12 protein-coding genes and 2 tRNA genes are annotated in these 13,223 nt (G+C 69.6%); 5 read left to right on the top strand and 9 right to left on the bottom strand.

What is annotated here, in order from left to right; all coding sequences use genetic code 11:
- The first annotated feature begins 24 nt into the window (after positions 1-24).
- The gene (locus tag ABZZ79_RS01695) at positions 25-954 is read left to right on the top strand and encodes a hypothetical protein (RefSeq protein ID WP_356685316.1); all 930 of its coding nucleotides are present in this window, start codon (positions 25-27) and stop codon (positions 952-954) included.
- A 158-nt stretch (positions 955-1,112) separates the two neighbouring features.
- Here the strand turns inward: ABZZ79_RS01695 and clpX are convergent, their stop codons facing one another.
- The 5 genes from clpX to ABZZ79_RS01670 all read right to left on the bottom strand — a co-directional run bounded on the left by clpX (position 1,113) and on the right by ABZZ79_RS01670 (position 5,833).
- Positions 1,113-2,399: an ATP-dependent Clp protease ATP-binding subunit ClpX gene (clpX, locus tag ABZZ79_RS01690; protein WP_356685314.1), complete on the bottom strand. Its 1,287-nt coding sequence runs from the start codon at positions 2,397-2,399 to the stop codon at positions 1,113-1,115.
- 195 nt (positions 2,400-2,594) lie between these two features.
- Positions 2,595-3,275: an ATP-dependent Clp protease proteolytic subunit gene (locus tag ABZZ79_RS01685; RefSeq protein ID WP_356685312.1), complete on the bottom strand. Its 681-nt coding sequence runs from the start codon at positions 3,273-3,275 to the stop codon at positions 2,595-2,597.
- 68 nt (positions 3,276-3,343) lie between these two features.
- Positions 3,344-3,952, bottom strand: a complete 609-nt coding sequence (locus tag ABZZ79_RS01680; RefSeq protein WP_152894046.1) for an ATP-dependent Clp protease proteolytic subunit — start codon at positions 3,950-3,952, stop codon at positions 3,344-3,346.
- Between the two features lie 219 nt (positions 3,953-4,171).
- Positions 4,172-5,575, bottom strand: coding sequence for a trigger factor (gene tig, locus ABZZ79_RS01675; RefSeq protein ID WP_356685310.1), 1,404 nt, complete (start codon positions 5,573-5,575; stop codon positions 4,172-4,174).
- Between the two features lie 181 nt (positions 5,576-5,756).
- Positions 5,757-5,833, bottom strand: a tRNA-Pro gene (locus ABZZ79_RS01670).
- Positions 5,834-5,999: 166 nt separating this feature from the next.
- Between ABZZ79_RS01670 and ABZZ79_RS01665 the strand changes: the two genes are divergently transcribed.
- Positions 6,000-6,070 (top strand) — tRNA-Gly (locus tag ABZZ79_RS01665).
- Positions 6,071-6,606: 536 nt separating this feature from the next.
- A complete protein-coding gene (locus ABZZ79_RS01660) occupies positions 6,607-7,029 on the top strand; it encodes a hypothetical protein (protein ID WP_356685308.1) in 423 nt (140 codons plus the stop codon).
- Between the two features lie 397 nt (positions 7,030-7,426).
- Here ABZZ79_RS01660 and ABZZ79_RS01655 read toward each other — a convergent pair whose 3' ends face one another.
- Positions 7,427-7,621 carry a hypothetical protein gene (locus ABZZ79_RS01655; RefSeq protein ID WP_356685306.1) on the bottom strand — a complete coding sequence of 65 codons (195 nt, stop codon included), beginning with the start codon at positions 7,619-7,621 and terminating at the stop codon, positions 7,427-7,429.
- A gap of 453 nt (positions 7,622-8,074) precedes the next feature.
- On the opposite strand from ABZZ79_RS01655, the gene ABZZ79_RS01650 reads away from it, so the two are divergent.
- Entirely contained in the window at positions 8,075-9,169 is a 1,095-nt protein-coding gene (locus tag ABZZ79_RS01650; protein ID WP_356685304.1) for an acyltransferase family protein, read from the top strand.
- A 114-nt stretch (positions 9,170-9,283) separates the two neighbouring features.
- Here ABZZ79_RS01650 and ABZZ79_RS01645 read toward each other — a convergent pair whose 3' ends face one another.
- Together ABZZ79_RS01645 and ABZZ79_RS01640 are read right to left on the bottom strand one after the other, a co-directional pair.
- Positions 9,284-9,718, bottom strand: coding sequence for an HD domain-containing protein (locus ABZZ79_RS01645; RefSeq protein ID WP_356685302.1), 435 nt, complete (start codon positions 9,716-9,718; stop codon positions 9,284-9,286).
- A gap of 11 nt (positions 9,719-9,729) precedes the next feature.
- Positions 9,730-10,908 carry a PP2C family protein-serine/threonine phosphatase gene (locus ABZZ79_RS01640; RefSeq protein WP_356685300.1) on the bottom strand — a complete coding sequence of 393 codons (1,179 nt, stop codon included), beginning with the start codon at positions 10,906-10,908 and terminating at the stop codon, positions 9,730-9,732.
- Between the two features lie 171 nt (positions 10,909-11,079).
- Here ABZZ79_RS01640 and ABZZ79_RS01635 point away from each other — a divergent pair, with 171 nt between their 5' ends.
- Complete coding sequence (locus ABZZ79_RS01635) at positions 11,080-12,336, top strand: GNAT family N-acetyltransferase (RefSeq protein ID WP_356685296.1); 1,257 nt, start codon at positions 11,080-11,082, stop codon at positions 12,334-12,336.
- 79 nt (positions 12,337-12,415) lie between these two features.
- Here ABZZ79_RS01635 and ABZZ79_RS01630 read toward each other — a convergent pair whose 3' ends face one another.
- Positions 12,416-13,222: a DNA-formamidopyrimidine glycosylase family protein gene (locus ABZZ79_RS01630; protein ID WP_356685294.1), complete on the bottom strand. Its 807-nt coding sequence runs from the start codon at positions 13,220-13,222 to the stop codon at positions 12,416-12,418.
- Between the last annotated feature and the right edge of the window lies 1 nt (position 13,223).

Here is a 13,223-nt window from a genome sequence, read left to right as displayed (position 1 = left end):
AAGTACCTGGAGGGGAACCCAGTAATGAGCTACAACCAGCCGGGCCCGTACGGCGGGCAGCCCCAGCAGCCGGGCCCCTACGGCGGGCAGCCCCAGCAGCCCGGCCCCTACGGCCAGCCGCCGCAGGCGCCTCAGCCCGGCTACGGCTACCCCCAGCAGCCTGCCCAGCCGCAGCCGGGTTACGGCTACCCGCAGCAGCCGGTGCCCCCGCAGCCGGGCTACGGCCAGCAGCCGCCCTACGGCCAGGCTCCTTACGGCGTTCCCCAGCCTCCGGCCCCCGGCGGCGGCAGGAAGAAGACCGGCCTCGTCATCGGCGCGGTGGCGGTCGTCGCGGCCATCGCGGTCGGCGCGTACTTCGTCCTCGCGAGCGGAGGCAGCTCGGACCTCGCGGACGACGGCCCGCACAAGCTCACCACGCCTGCGACCGTCATGAACGACGAGTACAAGAAGGACGATAGCGACTCGGACTCCATGACGAAGGACGACATCAAGGACGCCGAGAAGTGGGGGGTGAAGAACCCCACCGATGTCAGCGCCAACTACGTGTCGGGCAACGAGGACAACCCGCTCTCCCAGAAGATGCTCAGCTTCGGTGGCGTCTACGGGGAGATCGAGGACCCCGAGAAGGTCGTCGACGCCTTCCTCGCGTACATGAAGAGCGACGCGAACAAGGAGGACGACGCCATGACGGTCACCATGGTCGGTGAACCCAAGGCGTACGACAACGCCAAGGGCGCGGTCCTGAAGTGCCAGGACGCCATGATGGAGCCGAAGGAGAAGGGCGAAGGCCCCAGCGCGATGCACATCACCTACTGCGCCTGGGGTGACCACAGCACCCTCGGCCTCGTGGCGCCCATCGACCTGGCCAACCTGGCCTCGGAAAAGAAGTCCGACCCTGCGGCCGCGGCCGACCTCACGGCCAAGTTCCGCGAGGAAGTCCGCGTCAAGGCCTGACGCCGGCACCACGGAACAGGGCGGGGCTCCCCGGTCGACACGACCCGGGAGCCCCGCCCTTCTTCACGCTCGCCCGGGCGCGCACGGGGGCTTCGCCGACACGCAGGTGCCCGGCTCGCGTTGGGCGGGCCGGGCACCTGCGGGCAACTGCGGGGCGGTTACGCCGACTTCTGTTCGCCCGAGCCGCGGCCGCGGGCGTCGCGGGGGATCAGGGTCGGGTTGACGTTCGAGTGGACCACTTCGGCGGTGATGACGACTCGGGCGACGTCATTGCGGGACGGGACCTCGTACATCACCGACATCAGGACCTCCTCCATGATGGCGCGCAGGCCGCGGGCGCCGGTCTGGCGGAGGATGGCCTGGTCGGCGATGGCCTCCAGGGCCTCGCGCTCGAAGTCCAGCTCCACGCCGTCGAGTTCGAAGAGGCGCTGGTACTGCTTGACCAGGGCGTTGCGGGGCTCGACCAGGATCTGGAGCAGGGCCTCGCGGTCGAGGTTGTGGACCGAGGTGATGACGGGCAGCCGGCCGATGAACTCGGGGATCATGCCGAACTTCACCAGGTCCTCGGGCATGACGTCCTCGAACTGGTCCTTGGACTCCAGCTCGCGCTTGGAGCGGATCGTCGCGCCGAAGCCGATGCCCTTGGCACCTGCACGGGACTCGATGATCTTCTCCAGGCCGGCGAAGGCGCCGCCCACGATGAACAGGACGTTCGTCGTGTCGATCTGGATGAACTCCTGGTGCGGGTGCTTGCGGCCGCCCTGCGGCGGCACCGAGGCCGTGGTGCCCTCCAGGATCTTCAGCAGCGCCTGCTGCACACCCTCGCCCGACACATCGCGCGTGATGGAGGGGTTTTCGCTCTTCCTCGCGACCTTGTCGATCTCGTCGATGTAGATGATCCCGGTCTCGGCCTTCTTGACGTCGTAGTCGGCCGCCTGGATCAGCTTCAGCAGGATGTTCTCGACGTCCTCGCCGACGTACCCCGCCTCGGTCAGCGCGGTGGCGTCGGCGATGGCGAACGGCACGTTCAGCATGCGCGCCAGCGTCTGCGCGAGGAGCGTCTTGCCCGAGCCCGTGGGGCCGAGCAGCAGGATGTTGGACTTGGCGAGCTCGATGGCGTCGTCCCGCCCGCCCGCGCCGCCGTTCTCCCCGGCCTGAACGCGCTTGTAGTGGTTGTAGACCGCCACGGACAGGGCCTTCTTGGCGGCCTCCTGGCCGACCACATAGCCCTCGAGGAACTCGTAGATCTCGCGCGGCTTGGGAAGTTCCTCCCAGCGCACCTCGCTGGTCTCAGCGAGCTCTTCCTCGATGATCTCGTTGCAGAGATCGATGCACTCGTCGCAGATGTACACACCAGGGCCTGCGATGAGCTTCTTGACCTGCTTCTGGCTCTTGCCGCAGAACGAGCACTTGAGCAGATCGCCGCCGTCACCGATGCGTGCCACGGTGTGCTTCCCCTTCGCCTGGGAGACGCCTGGATGCTTTCGCCTCCAGCGGCTCCTGGTGCTGCCTTATTCCGACGGTACCTTGCCGAGCCCCCCGTTCGGGCCCCCCTTGGCAGGGTTCACTTTGTCGTGCACCTTGTCGGGCACCGGGTGAGACCATGCCAAGGGGCGGCAGACGATACTCCCGCGTCCGCGTCAGCGGACAGCGGCGTTGTTCATCTTCCGGGTGGAGATGATCTGGTCGATCAGGCCGTAGGACAGCGCGTCCTCGGCCGTGAGGATCTTGTCGCGCTCGATGTCCTCGCGGATCTTCTCGATCGGCGTGGTGGAGTGCTTGGCCAGCATCTCCTCCAGCTGCGAGCGCATCCGCAGGATCTCGTTCGCGGCGATCTCCAGGTCCGAGACCTGACCGCGGCCGGTCTCGCTGTACGGCTGGTGGATCAGCACGCGCGCGTTCGGCAGGGCCATGCGCTTGCCGGGCGTACCGGCGGCCAGCAGGATCGCCGCGGCGGAGGCCGCCTGGCCCATGCAGACCGTCTGGATGTCCGGCTTGACGAACTGCATCGTGTCGTAGATCGCGGTCAGCGCGGTGAAGGAACCACCGGGGCTGTTGATGTAGACCGAGATGTCCCGGTCGGGGTCCATCGACTCCAGGCACAGCAGCTGCGCCATGACGTCGTTGGCGGAGGCGTCGTCGATCTGCACGCCGAGGAAGATCACGCGCTCCTCGAAGAGCTTCGCGTACGGGTCGTACTCGCGGATGCCCTGCGAGGTGCGCTCCACGAAGCGCGGGATCACGTAGCGGGACTCGGCGGCCGGACCGGTGTACTCGGCGCGTGCGCTGCCGTACAGGCCGCTGCCGGGGAAGTCGTTCACTGTCTGTCTCCTAGGGGCTGAGGCGGTCGGCTGGAGGGCTCTGGGGGGCTCTGGGGCCCTGGCGGGCCTCAGGCCGCCCCGGTGCCGCCGCCGCCCGGCATACCGGCGGCCGTGGGGATGACGTCGTCGATGAGGCCGTACTCCTTGGCCTCGAAGGCGTCGAACCAGCGGTCGCGGTCCGAGTCACGGGTGACCTGCTCGACCGACTGGCCGGTGTGCTGCGAGGTGAGCTCGGCCATGCGCTTCTTGGTGTGCAGCAGCCGCTCGGCGTGGATCTTGATGTCGGAGGCCGAACCGGCCAGACCGGCGGAGGGCTGGTGGATCAGGATCTCCGCGTTCGGCAGTGCGAAACGCTTGCCCGGGGTGCCCGCGCTGAGCAGGAACTGACCCATCGAGGCCGCGAGGCCCATGGCGATGGTCACCACGTCGTTCTTGATGAACTGCATGGTGTCGTAGATCGCCATGCCGGCCGTGATCGAACCGCCGGGGCTGTTGATGTACAGGTAGATGTCCTTGTCCGGGTCGGCGGCAAGGAGCAGCAGCTGCGCGGTGATCTTGTTGGCGATGTCGTCGTCGACCGGCTGGCCGAGGAAGATGATCCGCTCGTTGAGCAGCCGGTTGTAGACCTGGTCGCCGAGGCCACCACCGATGGAAGGCTCGCCGGCGGCGGAGGGCATCAGATTCGTCACGTATCCACCTGCTCGTCTTGCGACGGCGCCGGGGCCGTCTCACGTGTACTACGTATTCATGGACCCTAACGCCGTAGCCCTCTCGGGGAATCCCGGTAACGGGGGTGTTCGCCGGGGGCGTAGCGCCTCAAGGGCCAGGTAGGCGAACGGACCCCGAGTCCGAAGTACTCGGGGTCCGTTCCACAGCGATCGGAGCTGCCGTGCGGCTCAGGCCTCCGGCTTGTCCTCGGTCTCGGCGGCGGCCTCGACCTCGGTGCCCTCGGCGGCCTCGACGGTCTGGACGGCGGCCTCGGCCTCGTCCTCGTCGTCCAGGTCGATGACCTCGCCGTTGGTGTCCTTGACCGTGGCGGCCTCGACGACGACGGCCAGGGCCTTGCCGCGGGCGACCTCGCCGACCAGGAGCTGGACCTGGTTCTGCTGCACGACGGCCTGCGCGAACTGGTCGGGCGACATGCCGGAGGAGGCGGCACGGCGCATCAGGTGCTCGGTCAGCTCTTCCTGGTTGACGTTGAGCTTCTCGGTCTTGACCAGCTCGTCCAGCACGAACTGGGTCTTGATGCCCTTGACCGCGGCCTCGCGGGTCTCGGTGTCGAACTCCTCGGCGGTCTTGCCCTGGATCTCCAGGTACTTGTCGAGGTCGAGGCCCATCTGGCCGAGCTGGTGGTGCTCCAGGTTGTGCTTGCGGGTGTTGACCTCGTCCTCGAGCAGCTTCTCGGGGACGGCCACCTCGACGAGCTCCAGCAGCTTCTCCAGGACACGCTCCTGGGCCTGCGTGGCCTGGTCGAACTGCTTCATGTTCTCAAGGCGCTTGCGGCTGTCGGCCTTGAGCTCGTCCAGGGTGTCGAACTCGGAGGCGAGCTGCGCGAAGTCGTCGTCCAGCTCGGGCAGTTCACGCGCGGCCACCTGGGTGACCTTGACCGTGATCTCGGCCTCCTTGCCGGCCGCCGAGCCGCCCTTGAGCTCGGAGGTGAAGGTGGTCTCGCCACCGGCCTCCACGCCCTTCACGGCGTCGTCGATGCCGTCGAGCAGCTCGCCGGAGCCGATCGTGTAGGAGACACCGCTGGCGATGCCGTCCTCGAGGACCTCGCCCTCGACCTTGGCCTCCAGGTCGATCGTCACGACGTCGCCGTCCTCGGCGGCGCGCTCGACCGGGGAGGTGGAGGCGAAGCGCTCGCGCAGCTGCTGCACGGCCTTCTCGATGTCCTCCTCGGTGACCTCGACCGCGTCGACCTCGACCTCGATGCCGGAGTAGTCCGGGATCTCGATGGTCGGGCGCACGTCGACCTCGGCGGTGAAGTTCAGCGTCTCGCCGTCCTTCAGCTCCGTGATGTCGACCTCGGGCTGGCCCAGGACGTCCAGCTCGGCCTCGGTGACGGCGGCCGTGTAGAACTTCGGCAGCGCGTCGTTGACGGCCTCCTCCAGCACGGCACCACGGCCGAAGCGCTGGTCGATGACCCGGGCAGGGATCTTGCCCTTGCGGAAGCCCTTCACCGTGACCTGCTGGTTGATCTTCTTGTACGCCGCGTCGAGGCTGTCCTTGAGCTCCTCGAAGGGCACCTCGACAGTGAGCCGAACCCGGGTCGGGTTCAGGTTCTCAACGGCGCTCTTCACGGTTCGGTCTCCTTGATGGCTGACTTCTGGGTTCTGCCGGAGCCAGACGGCTCCGGCGGATTTCGCCGCCCGGAGGACTTCAGTGATGAGACACACCGGCGCGCAGCTTGCATAGTAACCGCAGCCGCCGAACGCCCCAAAAGGCGATCACCGCGATGATCTCGCGGATGGATCACGTGGGTGGTCGGGGTGGCGGGATTTGAACCCACGGCCTTCCGCTCCCAAAGCGGACGCGCTACCAAGCTGCGCCACACCCCGTCTGGTGCGACACGTAGGGTACATGCCCGCAGGCAGCGGGGCTGCCGCATTTCCGCACGTGCCTTCCCGGCCGCCACCACGGCCGGGAATGGGGTGTGCGGGCCGGGGGTGCGACCCGCTACGATGCGTGCAGTGCCGCGGCCTTCGGACCTGCGGCGCGCACTGTGCGGGCGTAGCTCAATGGTAGAGCCCTAGTCTTCCAAACTAGCTACGCGGGTTCGATTCCCGTCGCCCGCTCTTCATGGCTCAGGGCCAGGTCGGAGGACGATTCCTCTGCCTGGCCCTGACCCGTTCTGTCGAATGTTTCCTTGCGGGCTCACCGCCGGTGCTTCTTTTGTTCGAGACCCCCATCAGGACGCCCGCCACCCTGGGCCTCGAACTCGCGACGCTGCTTGACCTGACCAATTTCGAGGGTCACCCCTTGCGGAGCGGCGGCGGCAGCAGCCTCCGCCACTGCGTGTGCTCCATCTGACACCTTGCGTCACCCGCATCCATCGATCGGCCTGGCACCGTGAGCCCTGGCCGGACACGACGGTGGCAATCCCGGCACCGTCGGTCGGCGCGCGACGGTCAGCGCCTGCCCCCCTTCACGGCGTCCGGCGCCACGCGAGCTTGCAGAGGATGCGCGCCGACGATCACCAAACCCTGTCGCGTCGCAGGACATGGTCCTCAGGCCACGCCTCGTTCCAGGCTGCCGGTCTTGCAACCCGTCGCCGAGGCATTGTGAGATGTGATCTCCAGCGTTCCCAAGCCGAGCCTCAGACGAGGGGATCATGAGACGCTCTCTCTCAACAGTTGCCGCCGCGCTCGCACTTGCCGCAGGCACAGTCATCGGCACCTCAAGCGAGGCCTCTGCTGCTACAGCACCCGGATGCTCTGACGCCCACCAGATCGGCAATACGGCGTACATCACGACGTCCTCCGGGGAGACCGCCGCCTCGGTGAAGCAGTACTACGGCTGCAACAAGAACTTCGGGTACGTCTACGTCTGGCAGAGCTTCCGTGACACCCACAGCTCGTGGCGGATATTCACCTGGATCAACACGACACCGGGAACCTACCTGGGGCTGATGTCGACGACAGGGATCGAGGTCTGGTCGAACGGAACCGCCACGGCGCAGATGTGCACCCGGGCCGGCGGTCTCATCGAATTCGGCTCGTACTCATTCCAGGCATACACGGACACCCGCTGCTGACCTGCTCAGCCCCGGCTGCTCTGCCCTACGGGCGCCCGCGGCCGGCCGGTCGCCACGCTTGGAGGCCCCGCCTGCTCCGGAACCAAGCGAGAGGTTGTCCGAGGTCGGGCCGACAGGTCGGCAGCTGAGGCCCGGCGGAGCGGTGGACGCCGCTCGGGCGATCGAGCATCCGGCGTTGCCTGCGAGCCCGCAGCCATGAGGTCCGGCCGCGAAGCGCGCCGTCGGGCCGCGAAACCCTCCCCCGACACCGGGGGAGGGTGGCTCGATGAGGTAACCGCCCACCTCCATCGGGTCGGCATCGCGCAGCACCATCCCCGTGACATCCCCCGTCCGCATCGCCCATGGTCAGGGTCGAGCGTATCCGTACCGGCCTGCGGCCTCCCCGGCCGCACCGGGGTCAGAAATTGATCGAGTTGATCGTTTCCGCTATCGAGTCCAGGAAGCGCTGGATCGACGGGGCCATGCCGCTCGAGGCGAGGAAGAAGCCGAACAGCACGGCCACGATGGCCGGTCCCGGCTTGATCGAGCCTCCGCGCATCAGGACCACCAGGATGATCGCCAACAGCAGCACCACGGACAGCGAAATGGCCACGACTGATCACACCCTCGGTAGGTCTGCACTCTCCCGCCGGAGACGCCGCCCCGCCACGCCCCCGCCAGAACCATCGTGCCACCAACCGGCCCGGGGTATGCGGGCCGTGACGCATCGTCGATGAACCGGTACCGGGCCGGCGGTGGGCCACCGTGCCGCGCGAGCCGATCTCCCGCACCCCGCACGGGAATTCGAGGATTTCCCCGTGCGGGAATTCCCACACCCTTTCACACATCTTTTCCACACCCGGGTTTCCGGTTCCGCACATCAGGTTCACAGCGAATTCGAATTGACCCGCACCGTCCGGACATTGGGACGTTATGAGGGGTTTAGTCCGGATCAATACGGACACTTCGGACCGGGATCGGATCGAAGTCGGCCCGAGCGGCGAGAAATTGGGCCCTGACGTCGGAGGTTTTACGGAAACGCGAGGACAACGCTAAGGTGCCTCAGATGTTCCACGCTGTGACGACCCCACTCCGACAGCACGGCCACAACAGAACATCCCTTCCCCCACACCGCGACGCGTTCTTCGACAACGCCAAGTACCTGGCGATCGTCCTGGTCGCCGTCGGCCACGCCTGGGAGCCGCTGAAGGAGGACAGCCGGCTCCTGGAGGGCGCCTACACGCTCGTGTACGCCTTCCACATGCCGGCGTTCATCATCATCTCCGGCTACTTCTCCAGGAACTTCGACCTGCGCCCCGAGCGCGTCAAGCGGCTGGTCACCGGCGTCCTCGTGCCCTACCTGGTCTTCGAGACGGCGTACTCCCTCCTCGACCGGTTCGCCGGCGACGACCCCGCGCAGCCGATCTCGCTGCTCGACCCCTGGTATCTCACCTGGTTCCTGATCGCCCTGTTCATGTGGCGGCTCACGACCCCGCTGTGGAAACAGCTCCGCCGCCCTCTGCCGGTGGCGCTCGGCATCGCGACGCTCGCCTCCGTCACCCCCGAGATCGGCGACGACCTCGACCTCCAGCGGGTGCTGCAGTTCCTGCCGTACTTCGTGCTCGGACTGTGCCTGAAGCCAGCGCACTTCGCGCTGGTCCGCCGCCGTTCGGTGCGGATGCTCGCGGTGCCGGTGTTCGCCGCCGCCTTCGCCGTGGCCTGGTGGAGCGTGCCGCACATGAACACCGGGTGGTTCTACCACCGCGACTCCGCGCAGGAGTTGGGCGCGCCGTGGTGGTGCGGGCCGGTCATGGTGCTCGCCCTGTTCGGCTGCTCGGTGCTGCTGGCCGCGTGCTTCCTGGCCTGGGTGCCGGGCCGTCCGCTGTGGTTCACCGCGCTGGGCGCGGGCACCCTCTACGGCTATCTGCTGCACGGCTTCCTGACCAAGGCCGGTGAGTACTACGGCTGGTACGACCCCGCCTGGCTGCACGGGCCCCTCGGCGCGCTGTCCGTGACGCTGCTCGCGGCGGTCGCCGTCACACTGCTGTGCGGCCCGCCCGTCCAGCGGGTCCTGCGGTGCGCGGTGGAGCCGAGGATGAACTGGGCGTTCCGGCGCGACGCCGCGGAGCTGGGACGCGAGCGGGAACTGGCCCGGACCTGAGGGCCCTCACAAGCCCCCTCAGACCTCACAAGCCCGCTCAGGACCACACAGGTCCGCTCAGGTCCGCTCAGGCCCGCTCAGGTCCACACGAGGCCCTGAAGCCCTCTCACGCCCTCACAGGCCGAGGAGTGCGCGCATCCTCGCGTACTTCTCGGTCAGCCGCACCCGCGTCGCCTCGTCCAGCACCGCCAGCCGGGCCGGGTCCGCGTTGTGCGCCAGGTCCGCCCGCTTGACCAGCAGCGCGCCCGGCGTGGCGAGGATGCGCCCGGCGTAGGCGCGCGGGGTCTCCCCCGCCCGCTTGGTGACCGCCAGCACGATGTCCTTCGTACGGCGGCTCAGCGCGGCCTCTTCGAGCCACCGCTCGGACAGCGCGTCGTCCTCGACCGCGTCGTGCAGCCAGGCAGCGGCGATCTGCTCGCTGTCGCCGCCCAGCGCGCGCACGCCCGCGGCCACGGCGGCGAGGTGCTCGGCGTAGGGCCGCCCGGCCTTGTCGGTCTGGCCCTCGTGGGCGGCGCGGGCGAGGGCCTCCACCTCGGTGAGTGTCAGCACGGCGGCGCCTCCTAGGACGACTGGGCCGTCGGGCCCTCACGGCAGATCAGCAGCAGGGCCCGGTCGTCGTTGACGTCCTTGGCGACGGCCTCGATGAGATGCCAGGCGGCGCCGCGGAAACCGGCGGCCACATAGCGGTCGGCCTCGCCGGTGAGGCGGTCGATGCCCTCGACGATGTCCCGGTCGGACGTCTCCACCAGGCCGTCGGTGAACAGCATGAGCACGTCCCCGGGGCGCAGCACACCCTTGACGGGGTCGAACTGGGCGCCGTCGTACACCCCGAGCAGCGGGCCCTCGGCGGCCTTCTCCTCCCAGCGGCCGCTGCCCGCGCTGAGCTGGAGTCCGGGCGGATGGCCCGCCGAGTAGAGCTCGTAGTCGCCCGAGTCCAGGTCCAGGACGAGGTGGATGGAGGTCGCGAAGCCCTCGTCCCAGTCCTGACGCAGCAGATAGCCGTTGGCGGCCGGGAGGAAGGCGTGCGGGGGCAGCGAGCCGAGCAGACCGCCGAAGGCGCCGGACAGCAGCAGGGCGCGTGAGCCCGCGTCCATGCCCTTGCCGGAGACGTCGGTGAGGACGACCTCCAGGGTGCGGCCGCCGCCGCCCGTGCGGGCCGCGACGACGAAGTCACCGGAGAACGACTGGCCCCCCGCGGGGCGCAGCGCCATCTCGTGGTGCCAGCCGCGCGGCAGCTTGGGCAGCCGGCTCTGGGTGCGGATGCGTTCGCGCAGGTCGAACAGCATGGTGCCGCCGCGCCGCCAGGGCACGCCGACCCGGCTGCGGAACTGGGCGATGAGCAGGCCGAAGAACCCGCAGGCGGCGACCACGAGGACGACGCCCGGCGTGACCCGGGCCGGGCCCTCGGTGTACGGCCCGAGCTGGACCGACTCCACGATCAGGGCGGTCGCGGAGGCCGCGTACAGGCCGAGCAGGCTCGCCGGGCGCAGCAGCAGCCCGCCCGCGACGATGGGCAGGACCAGGGCGGCCGGGGAGCACCACACGGGGTTGGCGAGGGTGGCGGCGGCGATCAGCGGGACGGTCAGCAGCAGGCCCGCGAGGGCGATCCAGTCGGAGCCGTCGCCGCGGAAGTAGTCGACGGCACTTCTGCGCAGGCCGACGCGGACCCGGTGCCAATGCATCCGCACCCGGGCCGGGAGCGTCTCGGCGGCTGTGCGCCGCTCTCGTCCTGCTGCCATCGTCCGGACCCTATCCACCCGACCGGCCGCATGGCACGGGAGGCCCCACTTGTCCCCCGTCCGAGGCCGGACTTCGCCGTGGCTCTCAGTGAACTCCACGAGGGGCGGGCCCGCCCCGGGCACGGAGAAATTGGGTGGCTCGTCCCGCATTGCGCTGGTAGGGATGGGCCCATGGTGACTGACTACGAGGGCACGCGCCCGGAGCCGGTGATACGGGAACTGCGGCAGGACGAGTGGGCTCCGTGGTACGACAACCTGATCCGCGCCTTCGGCGCGCAACCGGAGCCCGCCGAGGAGCGGGAGCTGTGGGACGCGCTGACCGAGCGGACCCGGTCCATCGGCGCCTGGGACGGGCCGGACTGTGTGGGCACGGCCGGGGCGTTCTCGTTCCGGCTGACGGTGCCGGGGGGCGCCTCGGTGCCGGCGGCGGGCATCACGATGGTGAGTGTGGCCGCGACGCACCGCCGACGCGGGCTGCTGACGGCCATGATGCGGCGGCAGTTGGACGACATCCGCTCCTGGGGCGAGTCGCTGGCGGTGCTGACGGCGTCCGAGCCGGACATCTACGGCCGGTTCGGGTACGCCGCGGGGACGTTCGGCCTGCACGGCGAGATCGACACGAGCCGGGTTCGGCTGTCCGTGCCGGCCGGCACGGACGACGTGCGGCTGCGGTACGCGGCGCCGGCCGAGGTCCTCGACGTGTGCGAGGCGGTGTACGCGCGACTGGTGCCGAGGCGGCCGGGGATGCTCGCCCGGCGGCCCGGCTGGGAGCGGCTCGGGGTGCTGGACGCACAGGAGCACCGGGACGGGGCGTCACCGCTGCAGTGCGTGGTGGCCGAGCGGGACGGCGAGATCACCGGATACGCCCGGTTCCGTACGAAGTTGGGCTGGGGTCCGTCGGGGCACGACGGGACGGTGACGCTGTCGGACCTGGCCGGGGTGGACCCGGCGACCGAGGCGGCGCTGTGGCGGTTCCTGTTCGGGATCGACCTGACATCGAAGCTGGTCGTGCGGGGGCGGCCGGTCGACGAGGCGTGGCAGCACCAGGTGTCCGACATCCGCAGGTGCCTGCTGCGGCTGCGGGACTCGCTGCACGTGCGTCTGGTGGATGTCGGCGCGGCGCTGGAGGCCCGGACGTATCAGGCGCCCGTGGACGTGGTGTTGGAGGTGGACGACCCGTTCTGTCCCTGGAACACCGGGCGTTGGCGGCTGACCGGCGATACGAAGGGGGCGGCGTGCCGGCCTACGACGGACCCGGCGGATCTCGCCCTGTCCGTGCGGGAGTTGGGCGCGGCCTACCTCGGCGGGGTGAGCCTCGCGGCGCTGGGCGCGGCGGGGCGGGTGCGCGAACTGCGCGAGGGCGCGCTGACGGACACGGCGGTGGCGTTCGGCTCCCCGGTGGCGCCGTGGCTGCCGCACGGGTTCTAGTGCCCCGGCAGGCGGCGTTCGCCCCGTCGCGGACGTCGCCTGCCGGGGCACCGGGAACGCGGGGTCGCCGGGGGTCGGGTCAGCCCCGCTGACAGCCGGGGCACCAGAACAGATTGCGGGCGGCGAGATCGGCGGTGCGGATCTCGCCCCCACAGATGTGACAGGGCAGGTTCGCCCGGCGGTAGACGTAGACCTCGCCGCCGTGGTCGTCGACGCGCGGCGGACGGCCCATGGCCTCGGGGGTGTGCTCCGGGCGGACGGTGTCGATGCGGTTGTGGCGTACGCCCTCGCGCATCAGGCCGACGAGGTCGGCCCAGATCGCGTCCCACTCGGCGGCCGTGACGTCCTTCCCGGCCCGGTAGGGGTCGATGCCGTGCCGGAAGAGGACCTCGGCGCGGTAGACGTTGCCGACGCCCGCGATCACCTTCTGGTCCATGAGCAGCGCGGCGATCGTCGTACGGCTGCGGGAGATCCGCCGGTGCGCGGCCCGCGGTTCGGCGTCCGCGCGCAGCGGGTCGGGACCGAGGCGGTCGTGTATCGCGCGCTTCTCGGCGTCGGTGATCAGCGCGCAGGTGGTGGGCCCGCGCAGATCGACGTAGGACGTGCCGTTCGCCAGGCGCAGCCGGACCGTGTCGGTCGGCGGGGGCGCGGGCACGGCGCCGAGGTTCACCTTGCCGAACAGGCCGAGGTGGATGTGGACCCAGGAGGCGCCGAAGCCCAGGAAGAGGTGCTTTCCATGGGCGTCGGCGGTGTGCAGGACGCCGCCGTCGAGCAGGGCGGCGGCGTCGCTGAACTTGCCCTGGGGGCTGGTCACACGCGGGGCGGTGCCGGAGAAGGCGGCGGCGTAGTCCTGGGCCAGCCGGTGAATCGTGTGCCCTTCCGGCACC

The sequence above is a fragment of the Streptomyces sp. NPDC006458 genome, from assembly GCF_040612135.1.
Taxonomy (GTDB): Bacteria; Actinomycetota; Actinomycetes; order Streptomycetales; family Streptomycetaceae; genus Streptomyces.
The sequence above is the reverse complement of the archived record's forward strand: the minus strand, read 5'-3'. Positions and strand labels throughout refer to the sequence as shown.